We start from the raw sequence: 26,025 nt of genomic DNA, 5'->3' as shown, positions 1-26,025 counted from the left end.
TTTCATTTTGGCTTCAATCGCTTCAACTTTGTGGCCTCATCCCTTGAGTGAGTCCGAACATGAACAGCAATAAATCATGATCCGGCTGTGCCGCCACGGAAGCTTTCGCCACCCGTGGCATCGGGCAATGGGCATCGCTGGGGGATGCGTCGATTACCTGCATGCGTGGCTGTTCCCAGGCCGCCACCGCCAATGATGCAACTGCCAAGGCTCCTACCAGAAACACACCTCGAGCAATTTCTAGTTTCATCGCTATAAACCTTTGATAGCGCTGCCAAACGCCGTCTCATAAAAGTAGACGAGTTTTTGCCATTCGGCATCGCTGAACGACGAGTGGCGACGCAATTGCTTCATGTCATGGGAGGCCGCGCGATAGGCGGTCAGGCGCTGACGGCATTTCTCGAAATCGATCAGTGCGATTTCAGTTTTGGCCGATTCACCTTCGCCGGTCACCCGCACAAACACATGTTTGACGTAGATGCAGCTGTGCTGCCAGCGGCCCTTGTGCATGCGCGCCAGATTGTCCGCCAGGTCTTTGAGCACGCGCTCATAGACGGCTTCGCCATACTGTTCGCGACCGCCGGCGGCCTTCCACAATTCGAGTTCTTGAAAACCGTCCAGCGACTTGGTCACCAGCAGCGCACGCCAGGTGTGTTGCGGATCAGGCTGCGCGCCACAGAAAACGATCTCCGGCACGCGCACACCCAGTCGCGAAACGCCGGTCAGCGCATCCAGTTCACGCAATACGGTCGGGCGCCCGAACGGGTGCAGCCAACTGCGATAGATATGTCCGGTCTGACGCTTGGCATACAGCAGTTGCCCGTCACGCCCCACCACCCGCTGTACTCCGCTTTCACCGCCGCGCCGCACATTGGGTTCTTCAACCCACTCACCGCGCTGGTTCCAGTAGTAGTCAAAGCCTTCCTGGGGAGCGACTGAATTGTCTGCTGCAAATTGCACTGCCATTTACTACCTCTTGCGTAATACGTAAACCCGCCACATGGCATAGAGCGGAATGAAGTCCAGTTGTTCCTGGATACGGAATCCCGCTTCTTCAAATTCCTTTTCAACCGTTGCAGCCGGTAACACAAATCTATTCTGGTAACCCACTTGCCCGCGTTTTTGCTCGGAGCGTTTGCGTTTCCAGGCCTTGAAATTGCCATCCACCCACAGCGAAATGATCACGCTGTCACGGGTCACACGGGCGAACTCGCGCAAAATCGCCCGGCGGTGCTCGGCCTCGCCGATGTGATGCAGCAGTCGCATGCAGAAAATGCTGTCGACCGCGTTATCCGGCAAAGCAATGTCGAATGCCGACGTGTGCAAGGGTTGTACCCTTTTCACCACATCGGCCGGTTGCGACTGCATCGCGATCTTGATCATCGACTCGGAGTTGTCCGCTCCGATGATCACGCGATTCTGCTTTTCCGCCAGCATCGGCCAGAAGCGTCCCGCGCCACACGGCAGATCGAGCACCAGTCCCGGCTCGCCAGCCAGTGTCAGCGCCTTGCGGGCCACTTGCTGATCGCGCCAGTTGGACAAACGACGGCCGAGACCGTCCTGATGCTTGCGCAAATATTTCTGCGCATGGTTGTCGTCGTACTTTTCGGAAAAATCGAGTTTGATCGGGCCGGCCATCATCAGGGCTCCTGAAATGCTGATGGCCTCACCTTAGGGATGGGCTTGTCAGCGTCAGGTCATCCCTTTGTGAAAAAAATGTCAGGTAAACCGGCAAACTATTTCAAGGTTATACAGGATTGGTTCAGGTTGGTAGCACTGTCGTGTGATAGGCAGTGCTTCTCAATGCTGGCCGAGATCCACCTCGAAACGGCAGCCATTGGGTTCCATCGTGCCGAGACTGACGCTCCATCCTTCGTTCTCGCAAATCCGCTGCACCAGTGACAGACCCAATCCAAGACCGTCGCCGCGCTTCTCGGTTCCGCGCACGAAGGGTTCGAACATGGCTTCGCGTTTCTCTTCCGGAATGCCCACGCCAGAATCTTCAACCACAAAACCATGGGCACTGAGCGTCAGGCGAATGAAGCCATGCTCGGTGTAGTGCAGGGCATTGCGCAGCAGGTTGCCCATCACCGCGTTGAGCAAGGTGGCGTTGTAACGGGTATCTGCCGGATTGCCGGGTTCGAAGATCAAGGTCAGGCCCTTGGCTTCGATCGGCTCACGCCACAGGCACAGCAAGCTGTCAGCCACATGCGTGAGATTTTGCTGAGGTGCTGCGCCGGCGTCTTCACGTTGCGCGCGAGCCAGCATGAGGAAGGTCTGCACCAGTTCGCGCATCTCTTCGCTGGCGCGGCCAATGCGCTCAACCTGCGCGCGACCGCGCTGATCGATGCCGGGGTTTTCCAGCAGCAGTTCGCAGGAGCTGGCCAGCACCATCAAGGGTGTGCGCAACTCATGGCTCACATCACTGGTGAACAGCCGTTCGCGGGTCAACGCCTGACGCAAACGACCCAGCGTCGCATCGAACGCCACCGCCAGTTCGCCGACTTCGTCAGCGGCATAATCCGGCGCCAGCGGCGGCGCCAGTCCGAGCAGTTGGTCGCGATGGCGCACCTGACGCGCCAGCCGCACCACCGGCGCCATCACTTTGCGTGCGAGCACCCAGCCGAGGAATACCGCCAGTGCCAGACTGAGCACGAAGCCCACCAGCACCACGGCAAACAGCACGCGCTCGCGTTCTTCGAAATCGCTTTGATCCTGCAGCAGTACGTAACGCCGGCCGTCGACCACTTCGACCATGGCGTGATACGAGAGATTTTCGCGAAAGACTTCGTGGAATCCCGAGTCGAGGTGGCGCAGATCTTTCGGCAACTCGAAGTCGCCCGGGCCGCCACTGAAATAGAACAACTGATCCGGCTCCGGACGATGGCTCCAGTCCGAGACGTTGTCCATCAACAGCAGGCGCTGCAAGTCGCCGCCCAGGCCTGCCGAAATCAGTTTCTCTTCCACCAGGTGCACGGTTGCGACGATGCCCATGGCGAAAGCGCCCGCCACCAGCGCACTCATCAGCGCAAAAGCGATGATGATCCGTTGGGAAAGGCTCTGCTTAAACTCCATCACGGCCCTCGGCCAAGCGGTAACCCACGCCGTGCACGGTGTGCAGCAACGGTTTGGCGAACGGTTTGTCGATCACCTGACGCAATTGGTGGACGTGGCTGCGCAGGCTGTCGCTGTCCGGGCAATCATCGCCCCACAGCGCTTCTTCGAGAATTTCCCGGCGCAGCACATGCGGGCTCTTCTGCATCAACACCGCCAGCAGCTTGAGGCCGACCGGGTTGAGCTTGAGCAGTTTGCCTTCGCGGGTCACTTCGAGGGTGTCGAGGTCGTAGCTCAAGTCACCGACTTGCAGGGCACGGCGACCGCCACCCTGAGCGCGGCGCATCACAGCCTCGACCCGAGCCGCCAGTTCCGACAGGGCGAACGGTTTGATCAGGTAGTCGTCGGCCCCGGACTTGAACCCCTGCAAGCGATCGTCGAGTTGGTCGCGGGCGGTCAACATGATCACCGGCGTGTCGCGGCGGGCGTCTTCGCGCAGGCGTTTGCACAGGGTGTAGCCATCGATGCCGGGCAGCATGATGTCGAGCACGATCAGGTCGTAATGCTCGGTGGCAGCCAGATGCAGGCCCGACAGACCGTCCTGGGCGCAATCCACGGTATAGCCCTTCATACCCAGATAGTCGGCCAGATTGGCCAGGATATCGCGGTTGTCTTCGACCACTAGAATTCGCATGGGCACCTCCTACGTACACAGTAACGGCCGTCATGGCCCGCGCAGCTTACGGCCAAGTGTGGCTCAGGGCTAGGCGTGGATGGACGGATTCGACTTTAAAACGGCCATTGCCGGGATTGACGATTTTTTCACGGCCGGCTGACAAGTTGCCGACAGAATCCAGCGCAGACTCGCGCGGTTGCGCATCCCTGAACAACTCCACCGAATACTTAAATCGACCCAGGAACTGCCATGGTACCGATCGCTGCCCGCCCTGCTTCAAGACCTTTGAATTTTTGGCTGTGCCTGGGAATTCCCGCTGTTGCGGCGGTGATTCTGGTGTTGCTGGAACTGACCGATCTGGACATGGATCTGGCGCGCCTGTTTTACGACCCGGTCGCGGGGGATTTCATCGGTCGGCACAGTTACTTTCTCGAAGACATCCTGCACGACCGCGCCAAGGAAGTGGTGATCGCGTTTTCGGTGTTTGCCATCATCGGCTTCATCGCTGCGTTTTTCGTCGAACGGCTCAAACCGTTCAAGCGCGAACTGGGCTGTCTGGTGTTGTCGCTGGGGTTGGCGACTTCGTTCGTCACGCCAGTCAAAGCGGCGACGGCAGTGCAGTGCCCGTGGAGTCTGGAGCAGTTCGGTGGGCATGAAACCTACAGCAAATTGCTGAGCCATCGTCCGGCCACCGACAAGCCCGGCCGTTGCTGGCCCGGCGGTCATGCGGCGACCGGTTTCACCTTGTTTGCATTGTTCTTCGTGCTGCGTGATCGACGCCCACGTCTGGCGCGGCAGGCATTCATCTTTGCCTTTGCGCTGGGTTCGGTGTTTTCGATCAGCCGGATGATGCAGGGCGCGCACTTTTTTTCGCACAACGTGTGGACCGCGATTTTCTGTTGGTTGATTTGTCTGGGGGCTTATTACTGGGTGTTGTATCGCCCGGCGGTGAACACCGAGGCTGCCGTCAAAGCGCAAACTGCCAGCGCCTGATCTGACGCTATCGCTGGCAAGCCAGCTCCCACAGTGTTCAAGGGAAACACCAATCCCTGTGGGAGCTGGCTTGCCAGCGATGGCCGCGCCTCGGTGTTGCGCCAATACCGAATTGAAGGCAATAAAAAACCCCGCTGACTTTCGCCAGCGGGGTTTTGCGTTACAGGGGTAAGGCTGGCTTACATCATGCCGCCCATACCACCCATGCCGCCCATGTCTGGCATGCCGCCGCCAGCTGGAGCATCTACTTTCTTGTCAGCGATTGCAGCTTCGGTGGTCAGGATCAGGCCACCGATGGAAGCTGCTGCCTGCAATGCCGAACGAGTCACCTTGGTAGGGTCCAGGATGCCCATTTCGATCATGTCGCCGTACACGCCAGTTGCAGCGTTGTAACCGTAGTTACCTTTGCCGTTCTTGACTTCGTTGACCACAACGCTTGGCTCGTCGCCGGAGTTGGCAGCGATCTGGCGCAGCGGAGCTTCAACAGCACGACGCAGGACAGCGATACCAACGTTCTGGTCAGCGTTGTCGCCGGTCAGATTAGTCAGAGCTTCCAGAGCACGGATCAGTGCAACGCCACCGCCAGGTACCACGCCTTCTTCAACGGCTGCGCGGGTTGCGTGCAGGGCGTCTTCAACGCGGGCTTTCTTCTCTTTCATTTCAACTTCGGAACCAGCGCCAACCTTGATAACTGCTACGCCGCCGGACAGCTTGGCCAGACGCTCTTGCAGTTTTTCACGGTCGTAGTCCGAGGAAGTTTCGGCAACCTGAGCACGGATCTGAGCGATACGCGCTTCGATGTCGCCTGCTACGCCAGCACCGTCAACGATGATGGTGTTTTCCTTGGAAATGGTCACGCGCTTGGCGCTACCGAGGTTTTCCAGGGTGGCGCTTTCCAGGCTCAGGCCGATCTCTTCGGAGATAACGGTACCGCCGGTCAGAACAGCGATGTCCTGCAGCATGGCCTTGCGACGGTCGCCGAAGCCTGGAGCCTTGACGGCTGCGACTTTAACGATGCCACGCATGTTGTTCACGACCAGCGTCGCCAGGGCTTCGCCTTCAACGTCTTCGGAAACGATCAGCAGTGGACGGCCGGCTTTGGCAACGGCTTCCAGCACTGGCAGCATTTCGCGGATGTTCGAGATCTTTTTGTCGACCAGCAGAACCAGCGGGCTCTCCAGTTCGGCAACCATGGTCTCAGGCTTGTTGACGAAGTACGGCGACAGATAGCCACGATCGAACTGCATGCCTTCTACAACCGACAGTTCGTTTTCCAGGCCAGTGCCTTCTTCAACGGTGATCACGCCTTCTTTGCCGACTTTTTCCATGGCTTCGGCAATGATTTCGCCGATGGAGCTGTCGGAGTTGGCGGAGATAGTACCGACCTGAGCAATTGCCTTGGTGTCAGCGCATGGCTTGGACAGGTTTTTCAGCTCAGCAACAACGGCGATGGTCGCCTTGTCGATGCCGCGTTTGAGGTCCATCGGGTTCATGCCGGCAGCGACGGCTTTGTAGCCTTCGTTGACGATGGCCTGAGCCAGAACGGTAGCGGTGGTGGTGCCGTCGCCGGCGTCATCGTTGGCACGGGAGGCAACGTCTTTGACCAGCTGCGCGCCCATGTTTTCGAAACGGTCTTCGAGTTCGATTTCTTTGGCTACGGAAACGCCGTCCTTGGTGATGGTCGGAGCGCCGAAGCTCTTCTCGATGATCACGTTACGGCCTTTCGGGCCCAGGGTCGCTTTTACCGCGTCAGCCAGGACGTTGACGCCCTTGAGCATTTTTTTACGGGCGGAATCGCCAAACAGAACTTCTTTAGCAGCCATGATCGATATTCCTTAAATACTTTGTAGTAGCGGGAAAATGAACGGGAAAATCAGCCTTCCAGTACAGCGAGAATCTCGTTCTCAGCCATTACCAGCAGGTCTTCGCCATCAACTTTCACAGTGTTGCTGCCGGAGTACGGACCGAACACAACCTTGTCACCGACTTTAACGGCCAGCGCACGCACTTCACCGTTTTCCAGAGTCTTGCCTGGACCTGCAGCGACGATCACACCGTGGTTGGCTTTTTCAGCAGCCGAACCTGGCAGGACGATACCGCCAGCGGTTTTCTTTTCTTCTTCGCTGCGACGGATTACGACGCGGTCATGCAGAGGACGAAGCTTCATTGTCGATCTCTCCTAATTGTGGTTTTCATCGGCCGGTGTAGTCCCGGCGGGTTTAACAAATCCGGCCTTCGCCGGTTGCGCCTCGACAAGCGAGACGCGGAAGTCTGACTGGCACACATGCCAGAAACCTTGCGGTGACCGTTACATAAGGGCGCATAAGCTTATTACAAGGGCGAGTGCAGAAAATTTTTCATCACGGCGCCCACAAAAGCGCACGGCACCCGAGGGTGCCGTGTCGATAAAAGTCTTACTTGGTGTCGCGGTGTTCGAACTCGCCTTCGATCACGTTCGGTTCACGTCCCAGCGGCTCGCGTGGGGCGGGCCCGCCGCGTGGCTGCAGGTCATCGGCGAAGGCTCGCTGACGCATCGCCTGATCTTCGGCGCGCTGGCGCATTTTATTGGCCAGCAGACGACGGGTGAACGGCAGCAGCATCACCAGACCGACCACATCGCTGATGAAGCCCGGCAGGATCAACAGACCGCCGGCCAATGCCAGCATCAAGCCTTCAAGCATGGTTTGCGCAGGCAATTCACCGCGATTCAGGCTTTCACGCGCACGCAGTGCGGTGGCCAGACCGGCGACGCGCAGCACGAACACGCCGAACATCGAGCCGACGATTATCAGCAGCAGGGCCGGGAAAAACCCGATGGAGCCTGCCACTTTGACGAATACGAACAGCTCCAACACTGGAAACAGCAGAAAGAGCAACAGAAAAGGGCGCATCAAAGATTCCTCAACGCAAGAAATGCCTTGCAGTAAGCCTTAGATGACGTCGCCCTTTCGTGAATTCAAGCGTCGGCCACTGCATTTTTTGGCCAATGCTCGGCGTGAGCCAGTGAAACCAAGGCTTCGCGCACTTGTATCGGCGTATGACACGGGGCTTGAAACGGCAGCCAGTACAGCGCCTGACCGATGCGCAGGTGCATGCCTTCAGTGTCGATCCCGGCCAGTTGCGCCGGCACGCTTTGCGGCAGACCGGCGAGTTCGACGTAATGCGCGATGGCTTTGGCGTGATCGCTGTTCATGTGTTCGACCATGCTGATCTCGGCCTTGCCAGCGAACGGGTTGGCCAGGGTCAGTTGATCGACCCAATGGATCGCACCGAACCCGCCGATGTAGCGATGCCGTACTGGGTTGAGCACCCAGAAATCAAAATCGTGGGCCTGGTGGTAGTTTTGCGAATCGGGGAAGTAGCGGTAGTAGCGCTCGGCGGCCGCTTCTATTGCCGTCGGGTCTTCGAGCTTTTGCGCTTCAGCCAGATAGGTCAGCCGACCAACGGCCTGCACGTCATCGGCTTCGCGCTCACCCACCAGCAGCGAGCACTTCGGATCTTTTTGCAGGTTGTGGGTGTGCTGGGCGATGCGGCTGATCAGGATCAGCGGCCGGCCCTGCTCATCCAGACAATACGGAACTACCGAACCGAACGGGAAACCGGGCATTGATTTGGAGTGGGTCGAGAGGACCCCACGGTATTCCTTGAGAAGCAATTCTCGGGCATGCTTGGCCGCTTCAACGCTCAATTTATGACTCCTTAAATAGAATCCGTCGAAAAAACGGACAGGCGCATGGGATAAGTTTCCGCTGCGCCATCGGGGCAATTCTCATATGCAGCCAGCCAAGGCCGGTGCAGATCGAGAGGCTCTCAAGGAGAACACCACTCAGACCTGCTATCGGGGCATGCGAATGCAACTCAACGACAAAGTAATCATTATCACCGGCGGTTGCCAAGGCTTGGGCCGCTCGATGGCCGAGTATTTCGCTGGCAAAGGCGCGAAGCTGGCGCTGGTTGACCTCAATCAGGAAAAACTCGATGACGCGGTTGCAGCCTGCAAGGCCAGGGGTGTCGAGGCGCGCAGCTATCTGTGCAACGTCGCCAACGAAGAGCAAGTGACGCACATGGTTGCTCAGGTGGCCGAAGACTTCGGCGCGATTCATGGCCTGATCAATAACGCCGGGATCCTGCGTGACGGCCTGCTGCTGAAGGTCAAGGATGGTGAAATGACCAAGATGAGCCTGGCGCAGTGGCAGGCGGTGATCGACGTCAACCTGACCGGCGTGTTCCTCTGCACCCGTGAAGTGGCGGCGAAAATGGTCGAGCTGAAATCCAGTGGCGCGATCATCAATATCTCGTCGATTTCGCGTGCCGGTAACGTTGGCCAGACCAACTACTCCGCGGCCAAGGCTGGCGTTGCCGCGGCGACCGTGACCTGGGCCAAGGAACTGGCGCGTTACGGGATTCGCGTAGCGGGCATTGCGCCGGGCTTTATCGAGACCGAGATGACGCTGGGCATGAAGCCGGAAGCGCTGGAGAAGATGACGGCGGGGATTCCGCTCAAGCGCATGGGCAAGCCGGAGGAGATTGCGCACTCAGCGGCTTATATCTTCGAGAACGACTATTACACAGGTCGGATTCTGGAGATGGATGGCGGGTTGCGCATTTAAAGCAAGATCAACAGATCGCAGCCTCGCTGCGCTCGACAGCTCCTACAGGGAATGGTGTAGGAGCTGTCGAACGCAGCGAGGCTGCGAGCTTTTACCGACAGCGAAGATCAATCGTCGCTGATGGTGATGTTCGGCATCGCCGGCGATGCCGCTTCCTGCAACACAATCCGCGCGCCAACGTGGCGGGCGAGTTCCTGATAAACCATGGCAATCTGGCTGTCCGGCTCGGCGATCACCGTTGGCTTGCCGCCATCGGCCTGTTCGCGGATCAGCATCGACAGCGGCAGCGAGGCCAGCAGTTCGACGCCGAACTGATTTGCCAGCTTCACGCCACCGCCCTCCCCGAACAGATGCTCCGCATGCCCGCAGTTCGAGCAGATGTGCACCGCCATGTTTTCCACCACACCAAGCACCGGAATGTTTACCTTGCGGAACATCTCCACGCCCTTGCGTGCATCGAGCAGCGCCAGATCCTGAGGGGTGGTGACAATTACCGCGCCGGCCACCGGGACTTTCTGCGCCAGGGTCAGCTGGATGTCGCCAGTGCCGGGCGGCATGTCGATCACCAGATAATCCAGATCGCCCCACGCGGTTTGCGTGACCAGTTGCAGCAGCGCACCGGAGACCATCGGCCCGCGCCAGACCATCGGCGTGTTGTCGTCGGTCAGGAACGCCATCGACATCACTTCGACGCCGTGCGCCTGCAACGGCACGAACCACTTCTGATCCTTGATCTGCGGACGTGTGCCCTCGGCGATACCGAACATGATGCCTTGGCTCGGGCCATAGATATCGGCGTCAAGAATCCCGACCTTGGCGCCTTCGCGGGCCAGCGCCAGTGCGAGATTGGCCGCGGTGGTCGATTTGCCGACGCCGCCCTTGCCGGACGCCACGGCAACCACGTTTTTGACGTTGGCCAGGCCCGGAATCTGCGCCTGCGCCTTATGCGCGGCGATCACCGAATTGACTTCGACTCGCGCAACGACCACGCCATCGAGGTTTTCGATGGCCAGTTGCAGCAATTGCGCCCAGCCCCTCTTGAACAGACCAGCGGCATAACCGATTTCCAGCTGCACGCTGACGCGATCACCGTTGATTTCGATGTTGCGCACACAACCGGCGCTGACCGGATCCTGATTCAGGTAAGGGTCGGTGTATTGGCTGAGGACGGCTTCCACCGCTGCGCGAGTGACGGCACTCATGGGCAACTCCGATAACAAGACTGGAAAATATGGCGGGTATCCTAACCCCTGACATTCATTGGTGGTGAGGGGATTTAGGTGTAGGGAAGGATTTACCTGTGGATAGGGGAATGACTGTGGGAAAAGGACTCTGTGGCGAGGGGATTTATCCCCGTTCGGCTGCGCAGCAGTCGCTGAACCACTGCACTCGGTATTCCTGACACACTGAGTGCGATGGTTTTGGGGTGGCTTCGCCACCCAACGGGGATAAATCCCCTCGCCACGGTTATCGCATCTGCCGCAATCGGAAACAGGCCTGTGGGGTGAAAAATATGCGCCAGCGCTTTATAGTGGCCGACCTCCGTTTCATCAAGTAGCGAAGCCCCATGTCCGAGCCACGCAAGATACTCGTCACCAGCGCCCTGCCCTACGCCAACGGTTCGATCCACCTTGGCCACATGCTGGAATATATCCAGACCGATATGTGGGTGCGCTTCCAGAAGCATCGCGGCAATCAATGCATCTATGTCTGCGCCGACGACGCCCACGGTTCGGCGATCATGCTGCGCGCAGAAAAGGAAGGCATCACCCCGGAACAACTGATCGCCAACGTCCAGGCTGAACACAGCGCCGACTTTGCCGAGTTCCTGGTCGATTTCGACAATTTCCACTCTACTCACGCAGAAGAAAACCGTGAGCTGTCGAGCCAGATCTACCTCAAGCTGCGTGACGCCGGGCACATTGCACAGCGCTCGATCACCCAGTATTTCGACCCGGAAAAGAAAATGTTCCTGGCCGACCGCTTCATCAAGGGCACGTGCCCGAAGTGCGGCACCGAAGACCAGTACGGCGACAACTGCGAAAAATGCGGCGCAACTTACGCGCCGACTGACTTGAAGGATCCGAAGTCGGCAATCTCTGGCGCCACCCCGGTGCTCAAGGATTCCCAGCACTTCTTCTTCAAGCTGCCGGACTTCCAGGAAATGCTGCAGGCCTGGACCCGCAGCGGCACCCTGCAAGACGCCGTGGCCAACAAGATCGCCGAGTGGCTGGATGCCGGCCTGCAGCAGTGGGACATCTCCCGCGATGCGCCGTACTTCGGCTTCGAGATCCCGGGCGAGCCGGGCAAGTATTTCTACGTGTGGCTGGATGCGCCGATCGGCTACATGGCCAGCTTCAAGAACCTCTGCGACCGCACGCCGGAGCTGGACTTCGACGCGTTCTGGGGCAAGGATTCCACCGCCGAGCTGTACCACTTCATCGGCAAGGACATCGTCAACTTCCACGCGCTGTTCTGGCCGGCAATGCTTGAAGGCGCGGGTTTCCGCAAGCCGACCGCGATCAACGTGCACGGCTACCTGACCGTCAATGGCCAGAAGATGTCCAAGTCACGCGGCACGTTCATCAAGGCCCGCACTTACCTCGATCACTTGTCGCCGGAATACCTGCGCTACTACTACGCGGCCAAACTCGGCCGTGGCGTCGATGACCTCGACCTGAACCTCGAAGACTTCGTGCAGAAGGTCAACTCTGACCTGGTCGGCAAAGTAGTGAACATCGCCAGCCGTTGCGCCGGTTTCATCCAGAAGGGCAACGCCGGCCTGCTGGTCGATACCAATGCCGCGCCGGAGCTGACCGAAGCCTTCCTCGCTGCCGCACCGAGCATTGCCGACGCTTATGAAGCGCGTGATTTCGCCCGTGCCATGCGCGAAACCATGGCCCTGGCCGACCGCGCCAACGCGTGGATTGCCGACAAGGCGCCGTGGTCGCTGAACAAGCAGGAAGGCAAGCAGGCTGAAGTGCAGGCGATCTGCGCCACCGCGATCAATCTGTTCCGCCAGTTGGTGATCTTCCTCAAACCGGTGCTGCCGCTGCTGGCCGCCGATGCCGAGGCATTCCTCAACGTCGCGCCGCTGACCTGGAACGACCACACCACCCTGCTGGCCAACCATCAGTTGAACGAGTTCAAGCCGCTGATGACCCGCATCGACCCGGTAAAAGTACAAGCCATGAGCGACGCCTCGAAAGAAGACCTGACCGCCAGCCAGACCGACACCGGCGCCGCTGCACCGGCCGGCAATGGCGAACTGGCCAAGGACCCGCTGTCGCCGGAAATCGACTTCGACGCGTTCGCCGCTATCGACCTGCGCGTGGCACTGATCGTCAAGGCTGAAGCCGTGGAAGGCGCGGACAAGTTGCTGCGTCTGACGCTGGACATCGGTGACGAGCAGCGCAACGTGTTCTCCGGGATCAAGAGTGCTTATCCAGACCCGTCGAAGCTTGATGGTCGCCTGACGATGATGATCGCCAACCTCAAGCCGCGCAAAATGAAGTTCGGCATCTCCGAAGGCATGGTCATGGCGGCCGGCCCTGGCGGTGAAGAAATCTACCTGCTCAGCCCGGACAGCGGCGCCAAGCCGGGTCAGCGCATCAAGTAAGGTTGCGCATTGACTGATCCCACCGGCGTGCTCCGTGCGCCTGTGGGATTTTTCATATGCGGGCGGATAATGCCTAACCTTGAGTGATACCCGCCCGTTTCTGCCGGCAGAACCATGACCGAACTCGTGCTTACGCTTTTCAGTGCTGCGCTGCTCAACAACTTCGTGTTGCACTGGCCGCTGGGTGTCGATCCGCTACTCGCGGCTGATCGGCGTCAGGTGCATGCGCTGGGTTTGGCGACGTTGTGCTTGATGCTGATGGTCGGCGTGCTCGGTTATGCGATCTGGCATTGGCTACTGGTGCCGCTGCAATTGCAGGCGTTGCGCCTGTTCGTGTTCCTGCCGCTGAGCGTGTTGCTGATCGCGCCGCTGCTTAAACTGCTGGCGCATTGGCTGCCGACGTGGCGCTTCGACGGTTTGTGGCCGTTGCTGCTGGGCAATGCCGGCGTGTTGGGGTTGACGCTGATCAACGCCCAAGCAGACCGGGGTTTGCTGCACGCGACAGCGCTGAGCCTGGGCGCGGGGCTGGGCTTCTGGCTGGTGTTGGGCCTGTTCTGCGATTTGCGTGAACGCACGACAGATAACGATGTTCCACTGCCCTTTCGTGGCCTGCCGATCCTGTTGATCGGTGCCGGATTGATGGGCGTGGCTTTTCTCGGATTCAGTGGACTGATCAAAACATGAGTCTGATTCAATGCATCGATGCGCTGCTGCCGCAGACCCAATGCGGCAAGTGCGGGCATCCCGGATGCAAACCCTACGCTGAAGGCATCGCCGCAGGTGAGCCGATCAACAAGTGTCCGCCGGGGGGCGACGAAACCATCGCCGCGCTGGCTGATTTGTTGAACGTGCCGGTGCTGGAACTGGACGTCACTCGTGGTGTGGCTCCACCGCAAGTCGCCTACATCCGCGAGGCCGAATGCATCGGCTGCACCAAATGCATTCAGGCCTGCCCGATTGATGCGATTGTCGGCGCGGCGAAACTGATGCACACGGTCATCATTGATGAATGCACCGGCTGTGACCTGTGCGTGGCGCCGTGCCCGGTGGATTGCATCGAGATGCATCCGCTACCGCCGGGAACGCTGCCGGTGATTGGCGGCCTCGCGGCGAGTCTTGAAGAGCTGCAGGAGCGCGCCGCCAAACGCGACCACGCCCGGCAACGCTTCGAGCGACGCAATACCCGACTGCAACGCGAGGAACAGCAGAAACAGGCCGACCGCGAAGCCCGCGCACAACGCGCGGCACTCGTAGCAACCACCACGCTCGATCCGGTGCAGGCCGCACTTGAGCGAGTGCGCGCGCAAAAAACCGTGGGCGCGGATGCTGCGCTGAAGAAAGCCAAGATCGATGTGGCGATGAGCCGCGCGCAATTGAACAAGTCGCTGAAAGCCTTCGGTCATCCGCCGACTTTCGAACAACAGTCGCAATTGATCGTACTGCAACAGCAGTTCGAGGCGGCAGAACGTGCACTGCACGCCGCCGAGCGGCAGGTGCAAGACCATGTCGCCCCTTGAGGCCCCGGACGCTCGCCTGCAACAGGCGATGAGGCTGGTGCTGCTGGCCACGCTGCCGGGGTTGCTCGCGTCGTTCTGGTTTTACGGCTGGGGCGTGTTGATCAATCTGATCTTGTGCGTGGCTGGCGCATTGGTCGTCGAGGCGCTGGTGGCAAGTCTGCGCCGGCAAACGCTGCAACCGACGTTGACCGACGGCAGCGCGCTGGTCACTGCGACCTTGCTCGCGCTGGCACTGCCGCCGTATTGTCCATGGTGGCTGACGGTCAGCTCGATCACTTCGGGCTTGTTGTTCGGCAAGCATGTGTATGGCGGCGTCGGCAGGAATCCGTTCAACCCGGCGATGCTTGGCTTCGCCCTGGCCATGGTCACGTTCGCGCAACCGATGACTCATTGGCCGGCGCATGGCATGGACTTGATGGCGGCTTTGCAGCAGGTGTTCAGCTTCGGGCAGGCACCGGATGCCTGGGTTCAGGCCACCGCGCTGGACAGTCTGCGTATCAACAAAAGCCTGACCATGGACGAGCTGTTTGCCGCCAATCAGGCTTTCGGGCGTTTCGGTGGGCGCGGTGTGGAATGGATCAATCTGGCGTTTCTTGCCGGAGGGCTGTTTCTGCTGCAACAGCGGGTAATTGGCTGGCACGCACCAGTTGGCATGCTCGCCAGTCTGTTTGTGATCAGCTTGCTGTGCTGGAACGGCTCGGGGTCGGATTCCCACGGCTCGCCATTGTTTCACCTGCTCAGCGGCGCAAGCATGCTGGGCGCGTTTTTCATCATCACCGAGCCAGTGTCCGGGGCGAAAACCGCGCTCGCGCGCCTGCTGTTCGGTGTCGGTGTCGGGTTGCTGACTTATCTGATCAGAACCTGGGGCGGCTATCCCGACGGCGTGGCGTTCGCGGTGCTGCTGATGAACTTGTGCGTACCGGCGCTTGAGCGCTTTGCCGCCGCACGTCAGGCACGGGTGACGCCATGAACCATCGCCGCAGCCTGATCACACTGGTGCTGCTGGCAGTGGCCGGTATCGCCGTGACTTACACGGTATATCGGATCAATGCGCCGCAGATCGCTGCCGAACAACGTCTGATCGACAGCCGCAAGTTACTCGATGTTCTTGCGGCGGACAGTTACGACAATCAACCGCTGGAACAACCGCTGCCGCAGATCGATGTCAAGTTGAGCCACAGTTCTCTGGTGGCTGGCTATCGGGCGACCAAGGGCGGGCGCACGGTCGCGGTGCTCCTGCGCAGCCAGACTGAGGGTTATGCCGGGACGCTCGAATTATTGATCGCGATTGATACCGACGGCAGATTGCTTGGGGTCAAAACACTGCGGCAGACCGAAAAACCGGCACTCGGCGGACACATCGGTGACTGGCCGAATGGTTGGTTGCAGGCGTTTACCGGCAAATCATTGGATGCAGGTTGGGCATTGAGAAAGGATCAGGGGCAATTCGACCAGATGGCCGGTGCCACCGTCACTTCCCGCGCCGCGATCAACGCGATCCATGACGCTTTGCGCTATTTCGACGAGCATCGGCAAGCCTTGTCAGGGAGTGCGCCATGAACAGATCGGCGGCGCTGTCGAACTCGATGCTGCTGGCTCTGCTGCTTGGCGCTTCAGGATCAATAGCCAGCGCGCTGGCGATCCTGCTGATGTTCGCAGTCGTCGTCGGTTTGTATCATCTGTGCATGAAGCCGCTGCGCACGCGGCTGAGCGCCGCGAGTTTGTTGCTCGCCAGTCTGCTGCTGGCGGCCACCCTGAGCAGTTGCGCAGACATCCTGCTGCAACGCTGGTCGTTGCAGTGGCATACGCTGGTCGGTCTCTATATCGGCCTGATCGGCCTGCAGTGCGTGCTGCTGGAGCAGCATGGAATCTTTAGCCGGTCTGCGAGTGAGCGTCTGAGCCTGTACGGCCTCTTTGTCGGCTTGATGCTGACACTGGCCACATTGCGCGAATTGTTCGGCGAGGGCCTGCACCTGCTCACCTTGGCACCGGGCGCATTCATAATGCTCGGACTCTTGCTCGCCGCCCTTCAGACCTGGAAACGCCCCGCCGCCCGACCCGAGGAAACGCATCGCCCATGAATGCCGCAAAACGTCTGGAAATTTTCCGCAGGCTGCACGAGGACAATCCCGAGCCCAAGACCGAATTGGCTTACTCCTCGGCGTTCGAACTGCTGATCGCGGTGATTCTGTCAGCGCAATCGACCGACGTCGGAGTGAACAAGGCGACGGCCAGGCTGTACCCAGTGGCCAATACGCCTGCAGCCATTTATGCGTTGGGCGTGGAAGGCTTGTCCGAATACATCAAGACCATTGGCCTGTACAACAGCAAGGCAAAAAACGTGATCGAGACCTGTCGCTTGCTGGTTGAGCGCCACGGCGGCGAAGTCCCGCAGACCCGAGAAGAACTGGAAGCCTTGCCCGGCGTAGGCCGCAAGACTGCCAATGTGGTGCTCAACACGGCTTTCCGCCAACTGACCATGGCCGTCGACACCCACATCTTCCGGGTGAGCAACCGCACGGGCATTGCCCCGGGCAAGAATGTGGTCGAAGTGGAAATGAAACTGATGAAGTTTGTACCCAAAGATTTTCTGCTCGATTCGCACCATTGGCTGATTCTCCACGGGCGCTACGTATGCCTCGCGCGCAAGCCGCGCTGTGGCAGTTGCCGGATCGAAGATTTGTGCGAGTACAAACAGAAAACCTCTGACGATTGAGCGGCTATTAGGTTTTTTCATTCTTCGATTGAAAAAATCTTTTTTACCCGCCGCCTGTTTATCGTTATAAGGGGCGCCAAAGGCAGTCTTAGCCTGGAGTGATTCTATGAGTACCGGCAAAGAGCAACTGGAAGCAGAAGACGATTTTATCCCCGTAGAAATTGACGATGCCGAACCCGTAGTCGAAGTAGCCAAGACCAACCTGAGCAAGCGCCGCACCATCGACAACATGCTTGAGGAGCGTCGTTTGCAAAAGCAATTGGCCGATTACGATTTTGACCTGTGAAACTTGAAAGCCTCCAGAAATGGAGGCTTTTCGCTTTCTACAGCAAGCTGATTTGATCTGCCCAGGATCGGTCAGCGAATAACCGGTCAGACCAAACCGTTACGCTGCGCCAGCTCGATCAGATCCACCAGTGAGCGGGCGTTGAGTTTCAATAACAGGCGGGTCTTGTAAGTACTCACGGTCTTGTTGCTGAGAAACATGCCGTCGGCAATTTCCTTGTTGGTTTTACCCCGCGCCAACTGTTGCAACACCATCATTTCTCGCCCGGAAAGACGATCGACCATGTCGGCTTCGCTGGCATTGCCCAAGCTGGTACGCACGGTGTGCAGAGCCTGGTTGGGAAAATAACTGTACCCGGACAGAACTGCCTTGATCGCACTTAGCAGTTCCGTCAGATCCTGTTGCTTGCAAACATACCCCGCAGCCCCCGATTGCATGCAGCGCATGGAGAAGTGCCCGGGCGCCTGGGAAGTCAACACCAGGACTTTCAGCGGCATGGCGGTCGAGGTCAGCCGCGCAATGACTTCCAGACCATCAAGTTTCGGTATGCCGATATCCAGAATAACGATATCGGGCATTTGGTCGCGCGCAAGTTGTAACGCATCCACTCCATTGTCTGTTTCTGCAATGACTTCGTAGCCATGACGTTCCATCAGCATACGTACCGCAAGACGAATGACGGGGTGATCATCCACGATCAGCACTTTATTCATGGGCAAGTCCAGTTTCGCTGTTCGAATTTTTAGAACCGGCACAATATCCTAGTGACTTCCCTTGTTGCACACCGCATCGCTCACGCACTTGCAGCGAGAGACATTCCCTACAGCTTTAATGGATTTATCCTACAAAAAAACCTTACTCGCCTCACTGACGGCAACACTAATGGTGTGGCCTTGCCTCGCAAACGTAAAAAACCGGCATCGAGACTACATGCTTGATGGAAAAAGCGCGCCCATCTCGTCCTTCTGATCGCGCTATACAAACGACACGAATTCATATCGGTCAACTATTACATCTTCGGCAGTCGATGCTACTTCGCCAAGTATCAGCAACTCGACAAACCTCTGATACAAGAGAATACTTTCAAAAAATCGACTTTTGCTATAAACACAGATTGCAGCAACTTGAACAACCAGAAGTACGACCCAACCCACACTCAATAAACTTGACGAGCAATACGACCCCATGGAACTCAAACATGTTAAAGATCAAGAAAAAAATCCCGAACCCGATGACCATTATCGCCATATTCGCGGTCCTGTCAGAGTCATCAGCCGCGATTTCCCTGCCCTTCCTGGCAGACGAAGAAAGAGAAATTTACGTCTGGTTCCTGATCAGCTTTCCGTTTTACTTGTTGTTCCTGTTTTTCATGACCCTCAACTTCAACTACCGCTCGCTCTACGCGCCATCTGATTTCGAGACGGACGAAAGTTTCATCCAGGTCATAGATAGCAAAGAGCGCGATAACAGAAAACCAGGATCAACCGAACAGACACCTTGTGAGATAGCAGACTCTGCTCTATCTGACAGAACGCATAACATCGCAGACCCACCGACAAACTCTCAAGACACACTTGACCCCATGGCGCAGCACCATATAAACCTTCCAGACGCGATAAAGGAGTTGCACATTATAGATGCACGCACAATGACAGAAAAAAACGACCTCGGAGAAAGTCTAGAAAAAATACCGCCTATGGGAAAACGCATATCTCAAGTCGTCATATTTTTATCCAACGATGTGTCGGACAAATTTCTTACAACAGACAATCTGCGTGAAAGTAAACTTCCAAAGAAAGGCAGAGGCACTAGCTATTTCATTGTTTACAAGGTATGTACGCGAGCCGTGACTGCTCTCGGAAAATTTTGATGCATTGGCATTCGGGTTTGAGGCACAAAAAGATCAGCACACTGGCACGTATGCCAAAAAACACGGAATTGAAAAAGGCGACCTTGTCCAATGACAAGGCCGCCTTTCTTTATTGCGTGTACCAGGGTCTTAGAACAGCTTGCGACCCTTGTTGGCGGCAATACGCATGCGCAGCGCGTTGAGCTTGATGAAGCCCGCCGCGTCGGCCTGGTTGTAAGCACCGCCGTCTTCTTCGAAGGTAGCGATGTTGGCGTCGAACAACGATTCGTCGGACTTGCGGCCGGTGACAATCACGTTGCCCTTGTACAGCTTCAGGCGCACAACGCCATTCACGTGGGCCTGAGAAGCATCGATCATCTGCTGCAGCATCAGACGCTCAGGGCTCCACCAGTAGCCGGTGTAGATCAGGCTGGCGTATTTCGGCATCAGCTCGTCTTTCAGGTGAGCGACTTCGCGGTCCAGAGTGATCGACTCGATGGCGCGGTGCGCGCGCAGCATGATGGTGCCGCCCGGGGTTTCGTAGCAGCCACGGGACTTCATGCCTACGTAGCGGTTCTCGACGATGTCGAGACGGCCGATACCATGGGCGCCACCGATCTGGTTCAGCGTCGCCAGCACGGTGGCCGGGGTCATTTCGACGCCGTCCAGTGCGACGATATCGCCGTTGCGGTAGGTCAGTTCCAGGTATTGCGCTTGGTCAGGAGCCTTCTCCGGGGAGACGGTCCATTTCCACATGTCTTCTTCGTGCTCGGTCCAGGTGTCTTCCAGCACGCCGCCTTCATAGGAGATGTGCAGCAGGTTGGCATCCATCGAGTACGGGGATTTCTTCTTGCCGTGACGCTCGATCGGGATGTTGTGCTTTTCAGCATAATCCATCAGCTTTTCACGCGAGAGCAGGTCCCATTCACGCCAAGGCGCGATGACTTTCACGCCCGGCTTGAGCGCGTAGGCACCCAGTTCGAAACGGACCTGGTCGTTACCCTTGCCGGTGGCGCCGTGGGAAATGGCGTCAGCGCCGGTTTCGTTGGCAATTTCGATCAGACGTTTGGCGATCAGCGGACGTGCGATGGAGGTACCCAGCAGGTACTCGCCTTCGTAAACGGTGTTGGCGCGGAACATCGGGAATACGAAGTCACGCACGAATTCTTCGCGCAGGTCGTCGATGTAGATTTCTTTGACGCCCATGGCCTGCGCCTTGGCGCGAGCTGGCTCGACCTCTTCGCCCTGACCGAGGTCAGCAGTGAAAGTCACTACTTCACAGTTATAAGTATCTTGCAGCCACTTGAGGATCACCGAAGTGTCCAGGCCGCCGGAATACGCCAGAACGACCTTGTTTACGTCCGCCATGCCATCACTCCACGGGGTTCTACGGAAAGCCGAGGAGTCTACCGCTCAAACGCGATAATTTACAGAGGCGCGACAGCTTAAGACGACAAAGCGACAGATTGTTTCGACAGCGCGACGATGACCGGCGAGTCAGGAAGTCGCCGCAGCGTTGGCAGGCGTGCTCGCGGTAGGTGCCGGAGCCGTGGTCGGCGCCACCCGTGCGAGGTGCACATTGACCCGGCGGTTCTTCGCCCGGTTACCCGCGTTGGTGTTCGGCACCAGCGGATAACGCTCGCCATGGAAGCGCACGGTGATCTGCGACTCCTGAATGCCGTTGGCCTTGAAGAAGTCGACCACGGCCAAGGCGCGACGGCGCGACAGTTCGCGGTTGGTCAGGCGATTGCCGCTGTTGTCGGAATGGCCGTCGAGCTCGATGTGATTGACCGTCGGATCGGCCTTCATGAATTCGAGCATGACTTGCAGCTTGGCTTTGGCGGCAGCGTCCAGTTCGACGCCTTCGCCGGGGAAGCCGATCTGCGACTGCTTGATCTGGTCGAAATTCTGCGGCAGCAACTTCGCCACGCAGGTCTGGTAATCGTTGAACGCCTTGCTGAACTTCACCGGCAACAGACGGACCTCCGCCACCCGGCCATCGCCCGAGGCATGGCGGATCAGCGGGCTGCGACCATCCATCAAGCCGCTGATCAAACGTCCGGCCTGAGCCTGAGAACTGTTGAACAGCACGTTGCCGCTACCCAGCCTGACGGTCCCCAGGTTGAGGTCGCCGCGCCCCGGTTGCCACGGCGCGGCGGCTGCCAGCAGGGTCGCCGATCCGCCACCGAGCATGGCGTTGTAGGCGTTGAGCCGGAAGGTCGCCTGCTCGCCGGCCTTGCGCACGAACTGCCCTGAGCCGAAATCGGTGATCGGCTGCGTCAAGCGGCATTCGAACTTGTCGCCCTCGACCGTCCACTCGATGTTCTCCAGACGTGTCTGGTACGTCAGCGCCATCGCCGGAAGGCTGGCAAACACACTGAGCAAGGCTAAATAACGCTGGCGCACGGGAGGCTCCATCTGGCTTCTGCAACAAAAAGACCGATACACATATGTTTACGGCATACCTATGGGATATCGGACGCTTGTCTCAAAACTTGATAGCGAGTGCCTGAAGGAGTCTTTTCCGGTAGCATTCGCCTCAGTTTGACCCGCCTGGAATCCCCTCATGTCCGACCGCCTGACCCTGCTGCGTCCCGACGACTGGCACATTCATCTTCGCGATGGTGCCGTGTTGACCAATACCGTTGCGGATGTCGCGCGCACCTTTGGTCGCGCAATCATCATGCCCAACCTGGTACCGCCGGTGCGCAACGCCGCTGAAGCCGACGGCTATCGCCAGCGGATTCTCGCTGCCCGCCCGGCCGGCAGTGGTTTCGAGCCGTTGATGGTGCTGTACCTCACCGACCGCACCCAGCCCGAAGAAATTCGCGAGGCCAAGGCCAGCGGTTTCGTGCACGCCGCCAAGCTGTATCCGGCCGGCGCCACCACCAACTCCGATTCCGGTGTCACCAGCATCGACAAGATTTTCCCGGCGATCGAGGCCATGGCCGAAGTCGGGATGCCGTTGTTGATCCACGGTGAAGTCACCCGTGGCGATGTCGATGTGTTCGACCGCGAAAAAATCTTTATCGATGAGCACATGCGCCGCGTGGTCGAGCGTTTTCCGACGCTCAAAGTGGTGTTCGAACACATCACCACCGCCGACGCTGTGCAGTTCGTCAACGAGGCTCCGGCCAACGTTGGCGCGACCATCACTGCGCATCACCTGCTGTACAACCGCAATCACATGCTGGTTGGCGGGATTCGGCCGCACTTCTATTGCCTGCCGATCCTCAAGCGCAATACCCATCAGGAAGCCCTGCTCGACGCCGCTACCAGCGGCAGCGCGAAGTTCTTTCTCGGCACCGACTCGGCACCGCACGCCCAGCACGCCAAGGAAGCCGCGTGCGGCTGTGCCGGCTGCTACACCGCGTACGCTGCCATCGAGATGTATGCCGAAGCCTTTGAACAGCGCAATGCGCTGGACAAGCTTGAAGCGTTTGCCAGCCTCAACGGCCCGCGTTTCTACGGCCTGCCGGTGAACACCGATCGCATTACCCTGGTTCGTGAAGAATGGACCGCCCCCACCAGCCTGCCATTCGGCGAGCTGACCGTTATCCCGCTGCGCGCCGGTGAAAAACTGCGCTGGCGCCTGCTGGAGGAACACGCGTGAGTGAAGACCATTTCGACGACGAACAGGAAGGTCAAGGTGGTGGCGGCTCACGCCACCCGATGGCAGCACGCTTTCGCGGCTACCTGCCGGTTGTCGTCGACGTAGAAACCGGTGGCTTCAATTGCGCCACCGATGCGTTGCTGGAGATTGCCGCGACCACCATCGCCATGGATGAAAAAGGTTTCGTTTACCCGGACCACACCTACTTCTTCCGTGTCGAGCCGTTCGAAGGCGCCAACATCGAAGCGGCTGCGCTGGAGTTCACCGGGATCAAGCTGGATCATCCGTTGCGCATGGCCGTCAGTGAAGAAACCGCGTTGACCGACATCTTCCGTGGCATCCGCAAGGCGTTGAAAGCCAACGGCTGCAAACGCGCGATCCTGGTCGGCCACAACAGCAGCTTCGATTTGGGCTTCCTCAACGCTGCCGTCGCGCGGCTGGACATGAAGCGCAACCCGTTCCACCCGTTCTCCAGTTTCGATACCGCGACCCTGGCCGGTCTGGCTTATGGTCAAACCGTATTGGCCAAAGCCTGTCAGGCAGCCGACATCGATTTCGACGGTCGCGAGGCGCACTCCGCGCGTTACGACACCGAGAAAACTGCTGAGTTGTTCTGCGGCATCGTCAACCGCTGGAAACAGATGGGTGGCTGGGAAGACTTCAACGACTGATCGTCGAAGTTTTTCGCGCGCATGAAAAAACCGGCTCAAGAGCCGGTTTTTTTGTACCTCGACGTTGCGCCTTACAGGGCGGCAGCGTTCTCGGTCAGGTAAGCCGCAACGCCTTCTGGCGAAGCGTTCATGCCTTTGTCGCCTTTTTTCCAGTTGGCAGGGCAGACTTCGCCGTGCTCTTCGTGGAATTGCAGAGCGTCGACCAGACGGATCAGCTCTTCCATGTTACGGCCCAGCGGCAGGTCGTTGATGATCTGCGAGCGCACAACGCCCTTGTCGTCGATCAGGAACGCGCCACGGAAAGCTACGCCGCCTTCGGACTCAACGTCGTAAGCCTTGGCGATGTCGTGCTTCATGTCGGCAGCCATGGTGTATTTCACCTGACCGATGCCGCCATTGTTGACCGGGGTGTTGCGCCAGGCGTTGTGGGTGAAGTGCGAGTCGATCGAAACAGCGATCACTTCTACGTTGCGTGCCTTGAAGTCGGCCATGCGGTTGTCCAGAGCGATCAGCTCGGACGGGCAGACGAAGGTGAAGTCCAGCGGGTAGAAGAACACCAGGCCGTATTTGCCTTTGATGGCCGAGGACAGGGTGAAGCTGTCAACGATCTCGCCATTGCCGAGTACGGCCGGGACGGTGAAGTCTGGGGCTTGTTTGCCTACGAGTACGCTCATTGATATCTCCTGGTGTAAAAACTTGAAGTTCAGGGTCCGGGCCAGCCTGTCACCCTCAGGCGACAGCCCTGTGACACGAACCCCCTTCGCAAGGGCCGACCATCATACACTGCGAATTTGGCCTGTCCTTAACGGTTTTTGCACAAGTCGCGCTGGCCTCCGGCCATAAGACACCGTTCGTCAGGCATACCCGGATTTGGCGATAATCCGTTCCGAAAGCACTTTGACAATCATTCTCGTTAACATTAAGATCCATCGCAATTGAGTCACAACCAGCGACGGTTCTCACTTATGTATGTTTGTCTCTGCACTGGCGTCACCGACGGACAGATCCGCGAAGCGATCTATGAAGGTTGCTGCAGCTATAAAGAAGTTCGTCAGGCCACCGGCGTCGCCAGCCAATGCGGCAAATGTGCCTGCCTTGCCAAGGAAGTGGTGCGCGAAACCCTGACCAAGCTGCAAACCGCCCAGGCCGCGATCCCCTACCCGGTAGAATTTACTGCCGCGTAAATACCCCTATTTCGAAGAACCGGACTTATGTCCGGTTTTTTTATGCCTGAAAATCAAATGCTTAGCGTCTAGACGCGGAACACAAACATTCTTATTCCGATTAATTTTCATTTATTATTCAATAACTTAGGTTTGACACTTATAAGAGCGCGGCTCAAACTCTGGCCCATATACAGCTATTACAGGGCAGGACTCCGATCATGAAAGGCGACATTACAGTCATCCAGCATCTCAACAAGATCCTTGCCAATGAGCTGGTCGCGATCAATCAGTACTTCCTGCATGCACGCATGTATGAAGATTGGGGTCTGAACAAGCTCGGCAAGCACGAATACAAAGAATCCATCGACGAGATGAAACACGCGGACAAGCTGATCAAGCGCATCTTGTTCCTCGAAGGCCTACCGAACGTGCAGGATCTGGGCAAGCTGCACATCGGCGAGCACACCAAGGAAATGCTTGAGTGCGATCTGCGTATCGAGAAAACCGGCCATGCTGATCTGAAAGCGGCGATCGCGCACTGCGAAACCGTTGCCGACTACGGCAGCCGTGAACTGCTTGAAGACATTCTCGAATCCGAAGAAGAACATATCGACTGGCTGGAAACTCAGCTGGGCCTGATCGATAAAGTCGGTCTTGAGAACTATCTGCAATCGCAGATGGGCGAAGACGAGTAAGTTAGCGTGCGCTAGTTTCGAGACACTAAAAAGCCCCGCCCTCTTTCGAGTGGCGGGGCTTTTTATTTGGCTGCAGATCAACAGATCGCAGCCTCGTTTCTCTCGACAGCTCCTACAGGGGAGCTAATCGATTCAGACTTCGGTCTTGGCAGCTGCAGCTTCAACCGCAGCCTTGATGGTCCTTTGCAGCGAACCGTCGGCAACCATTTCGGTCATGATGTCACTACCGCCGACCAGTTCACCAGCAACCCACAGCTGTGGAAAAGTCGGCCAGTTGGCGTACTTTGGCAGGTTGGCGCGGATTTCCGGGTTCTGCAGGATGTCGACGTAGGCGAACTTCTCGCCACAGCCCATAACGGCCTGCGCGGCTTTCGCGGAGAAGCCACACTGTGGGGCATTCGGCGAGCCTTTCATGTAAAGCAGAATGGTGTTGTTGGCAATCTGCTCTTTAATCGTTTCGATGATATCCATGGAGCACCTCGGCTGAACTTTCCGACTCACGGGTCGGCACGGTGGCGCATTGTAACGGAATCCCGAGCGCGCTGCTCGGTCTCCCCGAC

General features: G+C 58.1%; 29 protein-coding genes and 1 pseudogene. 15 read left to right on the top strand and 15 right to left on the bottom strand.

Annotated elements, in window-relative coordinates; translation table 11 throughout:
- Positions 1–22: 22 nt before the first annotated feature.
- The 5 genes from ACP7EE_RS10925 to colR form a co-directional block, all read right to left on the bottom strand.
- On the bottom strand, positions 23–250 hold the full coding sequence (locus tag ACP7EE_RS10925) for a hypothetical protein (RefSeq protein WP_420646231.1): 228 nt from the start codon (positions 248–250) through the stop codon (positions 23–25).
- A gap of 2 nt (positions 251–252) precedes the next feature.
- Entirely contained in the window at positions 253–966 is a 714-nt protein-coding gene (locus ACP7EE_RS10920; RefSeq protein WP_426234496.1) for a lipopolysaccharide kinase InaA family protein, read from the bottom strand.
- A gap of 3 nt (positions 967–969) precedes the next feature.
- Entirely contained in the window at positions 970–1,638 is a 669-nt protein-coding gene (locus ACP7EE_RS10915; RefSeq protein WP_426206018.1) for a class I SAM-dependent methyltransferase, read from the bottom strand.
- 162 nt (positions 1,639–1,800) lie between these two features.
- Positions 1,801–3,075 carry a sensor histidine kinase gene (locus ACP7EE_RS10910; RefSeq protein WP_426234495.1) on the bottom strand — a complete coding sequence of 425 codons (1,275 nt, stop codon included), beginning with the start codon at positions 3,073–3,075 and terminating at the stop codon, positions 1,801–1,803.
- Positions 3,065–3,748: a two-component system response regulator ColR gene (colR, locus tag ACP7EE_RS10905; RefSeq protein WP_420646228.1), complete on the bottom strand. Its 684-nt coding sequence runs from the start codon at positions 3,746–3,748 to the stop codon at positions 3,065–3,067. The genes ACP7EE_RS10910 and colR overlap by 11 nt, the downstream gene beginning before the upstream one ends.
- A gap of 231 nt (positions 3,749–3,979) precedes the next feature.
- On the opposite strand from colR, the gene ACP7EE_RS10900 reads away from it, so the two are divergent.
- Positions 3,980–4,723 carry a phosphatase PAP2 family protein gene (locus tag ACP7EE_RS10900; RefSeq protein WP_426234493.1) on the top strand — a complete coding sequence of 248 codons (744 nt, stop codon included), beginning with the start codon at positions 3,980–3,982 and terminating at the stop codon, positions 4,721–4,723.
- A gap of 179 nt (positions 4,724–4,902) precedes the next feature.
- On the opposite strand, the gene groL is transcribed toward ACP7EE_RS10900, so the two are convergent.
- From groL to ACP7EE_RS10880, 4 genes are all read right to left on the bottom strand, one after another.
- Entirely contained in the window at positions 4,903–6,546 is a 1,644-nt protein-coding gene (gene groL, locus ACP7EE_RS10895; protein ID WP_426205997.1) for a chaperonin GroEL, read from the bottom strand.
- Between the two features lie 50 nt (positions 6,547–6,596).
- The gene (locus tag ACP7EE_RS10890) at positions 6,597–6,890 is read right to left on the bottom strand and encodes a co-chaperone GroES (RefSeq protein ID WP_003227685.1); all 294 of its coding nucleotides are present in this window, start codon (positions 6,888–6,890) and stop codon (positions 6,597–6,599) included.
- Positions 6,891–7,137: 247 nt separating this feature from the next.
- Positions 7,138–7,614, bottom strand: a complete 477-nt coding sequence (locus ACP7EE_RS10885) for an FxsA family protein (RefSeq protein ID WP_426205996.1) — start codon at positions 7,612–7,614, stop codon at positions 7,138–7,140.
- 65 nt (positions 7,615–7,679) lie between these two features.
- On the bottom strand, positions 7,680–8,411 hold the full coding sequence (locus tag ACP7EE_RS10880; RefSeq protein ID WP_426234492.1) for a HugZ family protein: 732 nt from the start codon (positions 8,409–8,411) through the stop codon (positions 7,680–7,682).
- Between the two features lie 163 nt (positions 8,412–8,574).
- Between ACP7EE_RS10880 and ACP7EE_RS10875 the strand changes: the two genes are divergently transcribed.
- Positions 8,575–9,333, top strand: a complete 759-nt coding sequence (locus tag ACP7EE_RS10875) for an SDR family oxidoreductase (RefSeq protein ID WP_426234491.1) — start codon at positions 8,575–8,577, stop codon at positions 9,331–9,333.
- A 107-nt stretch (positions 9,334–9,440) separates the two neighbouring features.
- On the opposite strand, the gene apbC is transcribed toward ACP7EE_RS10875, so the two are convergent.
- Complete coding sequence (apbC, locus tag ACP7EE_RS10870) at positions 9,441–10,535, bottom strand: iron-sulfur cluster carrier protein ApbC (RefSeq protein ID WP_426234490.1); 1,095 nt, start codon at positions 10,533–10,535, stop codon at positions 9,441–9,443.
- A gap of 365 nt (positions 10,536–10,900) precedes the next feature.
- On the opposite strand from apbC, the gene metG reads away from it, so the two are divergent.
- The 8 genes and pseudogenes from metG (at position 10,901) to ACP7EE_RS10830 (ending at position 17,471) form a co-directional block, all read left to right on the top strand.
- A complete protein-coding gene (gene metG, locus ACP7EE_RS10865) occupies positions 10,901–12,952 on the top strand; it encodes a methionine--tRNA ligase (protein ID WP_426234489.1) in 2,052 nt (683 codons plus the stop codon).
- Positions 12,953–13,066: 114 nt separating this feature from the next.
- A complete protein-coding gene (locus tag ACP7EE_RS10860; RefSeq protein ID WP_426234488.1) occupies positions 13,067–13,636 on the top strand; it encodes an Rnf-Nqr domain containing protein in 570 nt (189 codons plus the stop codon).
- Positions 13,637–13,653: 17 nt separating this feature from the next.
- A pseudogene (gene rsxB, locus ACP7EE_RS10855) lies at positions 13,654–14,028 on the top strand (electron transport complex subunit RsxB); the annotation flags it as partial.
- Positions 14,029–14,455: 427 nt separating this feature from the next.
- Positions 14,456–15,439, top strand: a complete 984-nt coding sequence (locus ACP7EE_RS10850) for an RnfABCDGE type electron transport complex subunit D (protein WP_426234487.1) — start codon at positions 14,456–14,458, stop codon at positions 15,437–15,439.
- Positions 15,436–16,029 carry an RnfABCDGE type electron transport complex subunit G gene (locus ACP7EE_RS10845; RefSeq protein WP_426234486.1) on the top strand — a complete coding sequence of 198 codons (594 nt, stop codon included), beginning with the start codon at positions 15,436–15,438 and terminating at the stop codon, positions 16,027–16,029. Before ACP7EE_RS10850 ends, ACP7EE_RS10845 begins: the two co-directional genes overlap by 4 nt.
- A complete protein-coding gene (locus ACP7EE_RS10840; RefSeq protein WP_426234485.1) occupies positions 16,026–16,550 on the top strand; it encodes an Rnf-Nqr domain containing protein in 525 nt (174 codons plus the stop codon). Before ACP7EE_RS10845 ends, ACP7EE_RS10840 begins: the two co-directional genes overlap by 4 nt.
- On the top strand, positions 16,547–17,185 hold the full coding sequence (gene nth, locus ACP7EE_RS10835; RefSeq protein ID WP_420646216.1) for an endonuclease III: 639 nt from the start codon (positions 16,547–16,549) through the stop codon (positions 17,183–17,185). The genes ACP7EE_RS10840 and nth overlap by 4 nt, the downstream gene beginning before the upstream one ends.
- A 106-nt stretch (positions 17,186–17,291) precedes the next feature.
- The gene (locus ACP7EE_RS10830; protein ID WP_420646215.1) at positions 17,292–17,471 is read left to right on the top strand and encodes a PA3496 family putative envelope integrity protein; all 180 of its coding nucleotides are present in this window, start codon (positions 17,292–17,294) and stop codon (positions 17,469–17,471) included.
- Between the two features lie 86 nt (positions 17,472–17,557).
- On the opposite strand, the gene ACP7EE_RS10825 is transcribed toward ACP7EE_RS10830, so the two are convergent.
- Positions 17,558–18,184: a response regulator transcription factor gene (locus tag ACP7EE_RS10825; protein WP_108592726.1), complete on the bottom strand. Its 627-nt coding sequence runs from the start codon at positions 18,182–18,184 to the stop codon at positions 17,558–17,560.
- Between the two features lie 485 nt (positions 18,185–18,669).
- On the opposite strand from ACP7EE_RS10825, the gene ACP7EE_RS10820 reads away from it, so the two are divergent.
- On the top strand, positions 18,670–19,341 hold the full coding sequence (locus tag ACP7EE_RS10820; RefSeq protein ID WP_426234483.1) for a hypothetical protein: 672 nt from the start codon (positions 18,670–18,672) through the stop codon (positions 19,339–19,341).
- A 129-nt stretch (positions 19,342–19,470) separates the two neighbouring features.
- Here ACP7EE_RS10820 and ACP7EE_RS10815 read toward each other — a convergent pair whose 3' ends face one another.
- On the bottom strand, positions 19,471–20,688 hold the full coding sequence (locus tag ACP7EE_RS10815) for an argininosuccinate synthase (RefSeq protein WP_420646213.1): 1,218 nt from the start codon (positions 20,686–20,688) through the stop codon (positions 19,471–19,473).
- A gap of 129 nt (positions 20,689–20,817) precedes the next feature.
- Entirely contained in the window at positions 20,818–21,726 is a 909-nt protein-coding gene (locus ACP7EE_RS10810) for a flagellar protein MotY (protein ID WP_426234482.1), read from the bottom strand.
- 160 nt (positions 21,727–21,886) lie between these two features.
- Between ACP7EE_RS10810 and pyrC the strand changes: the two genes are divergently transcribed.
- Together pyrC and rnt are read left to right on the top strand one after the other, a co-directional pair.
- Positions 21,887–22,933, top strand: coding sequence for a dihydroorotase (pyrC, locus tag ACP7EE_RS10805; RefSeq protein ID WP_426234481.1), 1,047 nt, complete (start codon positions 21,887–21,889; stop codon positions 22,931–22,933).
- Entirely contained in the window at positions 22,930–23,604 is a 675-nt protein-coding gene (gene rnt, locus ACP7EE_RS10800; protein WP_426205984.1) for a ribonuclease T, read from the top strand. The genes pyrC and rnt overlap by 4 nt, the downstream gene beginning before the upstream one ends.
- 71 nt (positions 23,605–23,675) lie before the next feature.
- Here the strand turns inward: rnt and ACP7EE_RS10795 are convergent, their stop codons facing one another.
- Positions 23,676–24,278, bottom strand: a complete 603-nt coding sequence (locus ACP7EE_RS10795) for a peroxiredoxin (protein WP_003227723.1) — start codon at positions 24,276–24,278, stop codon at positions 23,676–23,678.
- A 291-nt stretch (positions 24,279–24,569) separates the two neighbouring features.
- Between ACP7EE_RS10795 and ACP7EE_RS10790 the strand changes: the two genes are divergently transcribed.
- Together ACP7EE_RS10790 and bfr are read left to right on the top strand one after the other, a co-directional pair.
- The gene (locus ACP7EE_RS10790) at positions 24,570–24,788 is read left to right on the top strand and encodes a bacterioferritin-associated ferredoxin (protein WP_003227725.1); all 219 of its coding nucleotides are present in this window, start codon (positions 24,570–24,572) and stop codon (positions 24,786–24,788) included.
- Between the two features lie 200 nt (positions 24,789–24,988).
- Complete coding sequence (gene bfr, locus ACP7EE_RS10785) at positions 24,989–25,465, top strand: bacterioferritin (protein WP_426205983.1); 477 nt, start codon at positions 24,989–24,991, stop codon at positions 25,463–25,465.
- A 132-nt stretch (positions 25,466–25,597) separates the two neighbouring features.
- On the opposite strand, the gene grxD is transcribed toward bfr, so the two are convergent.
- Complete coding sequence (gene grxD / locus ACP7EE_RS10780) at positions 25,598–25,936, bottom strand: Grx4 family monothiol glutaredoxin (RefSeq protein WP_426234480.1); 339 nt, start codon at positions 25,934–25,936, stop codon at positions 25,598–25,600.
- Between the last annotated feature and the right edge of the window lie 89 nt (positions 25,937–26,025).

Source organism: Pseudomonas sp. TWP3-2 (assembly GCF_049897765.1).
In the GTDB taxonomy this organism is placed as follows: domain Bacteria; phylum Pseudomonadota; class Gammaproteobacteria; order Pseudomonadales; family Pseudomonadaceae; genus Aquipseudomonas.
The sequence above is the reverse complement of the archived record's forward strand: the minus strand, read 5'-3'. Positions and strand labels throughout refer to the sequence as shown.

Coding starts and splice junctions, on each gene's coding strand:
- ACP7EE_RS10830 (WP_420646215.1), top strand. CDS start 17,292: ATGAGTACCGGCAAAGAGCAACTGGAAGCAGAAGACGATTTTATCCCC.
- ACP7EE_RS10795 (WP_003227723.1), bottom strand. CDS start 24,278: ATGAGCGTACTCGTAGGCAAACAAGCCCCAGACTTCACCGTCCCGGCC.
- ACP7EE_RS10885 (WP_426205996.1), bottom strand. CDS start 7,614: ATGCGCCCTTTTCTGTTGCTCTTTCTGCTGTTTCCAGTGTTGGAGCTG.
- ACP7EE_RS10860 (WP_426234488.1), top strand. CDS start 13,067: ATGACCGAACTCGTGCTTACGCTTTTCAGTGCTGCGCTGCTCAACAAC.
- ACP7EE_RS10850 (WP_426234487.1), top strand. CDS start 14,456: ATGTCGCCCCTTGAGGCCCCGGACGCTCGCCTGCAACAGGCGATGAGG.
- metG (WP_426234489.1), top strand. CDS start 10,901: ATGTCCGAGCCACGCAAGATACTCGTCACCAGCGCCCTGCCCTACGCC.
- ACP7EE_RS10900 (WP_426234493.1), top strand. CDS start 3,980: ATGGTACCGATCGCTGCCCGCCCTGCTTCAAGACCTTTGAATTTTTGG.
- ACP7EE_RS10890 (WP_003227685.1), bottom strand. CDS start 6,890: ATGAAGCTTCGTCCTCTGCATGACCGCGTCGTAATCCGTCGCAGCGAA.
- colR (WP_420646228.1), bottom strand. CDS start 3,748: ATGCGAATTCTAGTGGTCGAAGACAACCGCGATATCCTGGCCAATCTG.
- pyrC (WP_426234481.1), top strand. CDS start 21,887: ATGTCCGACCGCCTGACCCTGCTGCGTCCCGACGACTGGCACATTCAT.
- ACP7EE_RS10790 (WP_003227725.1), top strand. CDS start 24,570: ATGTATGTTTGTCTCTGCACTGGCGTCACCGACGGACAGATCCGCGAA.
- nth (WP_420646216.1), top strand. CDS start 16,547: ATGAATGCCGCAAAACGTCTGGAAATTTTCCGCAGGCTGCACGAGGAC.
- groL (WP_426205997.1), bottom strand. CDS start 6,546: ATGGCTGCTAAAGAAGTTCTGTTTGGCGATTCCGCCCGTAAAAAAATG.
- ACP7EE_RS10825 (WP_108592726.1), bottom strand. CDS start 18,184: ATGAATAAAGTGCTGATCGTGGATGATCACCCCGTCATTCGTCTTGCG.
- bfr (WP_426205983.1), top strand. CDS start 24,989: ATGAAAGGCGACATTACAGTCATCCAGCATCTCAACAAGATCCTTGCC.
- ACP7EE_RS10910 (WP_426234495.1), bottom strand. CDS start 3,075: ATGGAGTTTAAGCAGAGCCTTTCCCAACGGATCATCATCGCTTTTGCG.
- ACP7EE_RS10920 (WP_426234496.1), bottom strand. CDS start 966: ATGGCAGTGCAATTTGCAGCAGACAATTCAGTCGCTCCCCAGGAAGGC.
- ACP7EE_RS10915 (WP_426206018.1), bottom strand. CDS start 1,638: ATGGCCGGCCCGATCAAACTCGATTTTTCCGAAAAGTACGACGACAAC.
- ACP7EE_RS10840 (WP_426234485.1), top strand. CDS start 16,026: ATGAACAGATCGGCGGCGCTGTCGAACTCGATGCTGCTGGCTCTGCTG.
- apbC (WP_426234490.1), bottom strand. CDS start 10,535: ATGAGTGCCGTCACTCGCGCAGCGGTGGAAGCCGTCCTCAGCCAATAC.
- grxD (WP_426234480.1), bottom strand. CDS start 25,936: ATGGATATCATCGAAACGATTAAAGAGCAGATTGCCAACAACACCATT.
- ACP7EE_RS10820 (WP_426234483.1), top strand. CDS start 18,670: ATGTTAAAGATCAAGAAAAAAATCCCGAACCCGATGACCATTATCGCC.
- ACP7EE_RS10875 (WP_426234491.1), top strand. CDS start 8,575: ATGCAACTCAACGACAAAGTAATCATTATCACCGGCGGTTGCCAAGGC.
- ACP7EE_RS10925 (WP_420646231.1), bottom strand. CDS start 250: ATGAAACTAGAAATTGCTCGAGGTGTGTTTCTGGTAGGAGCCTTGGCA.
- ACP7EE_RS10845 (WP_426234486.1), top strand. CDS start 15,436: ATGAACCATCGCCGCAGCCTGATCACACTGGTGCTGCTGGCAGTGGCC.
- ACP7EE_RS10815 (WP_420646213.1), bottom strand. CDS start 20,688: ATGGCGGACGTAAACAAGGTCGTTCTGGCGTATTCCGGCGGCCTGGAC.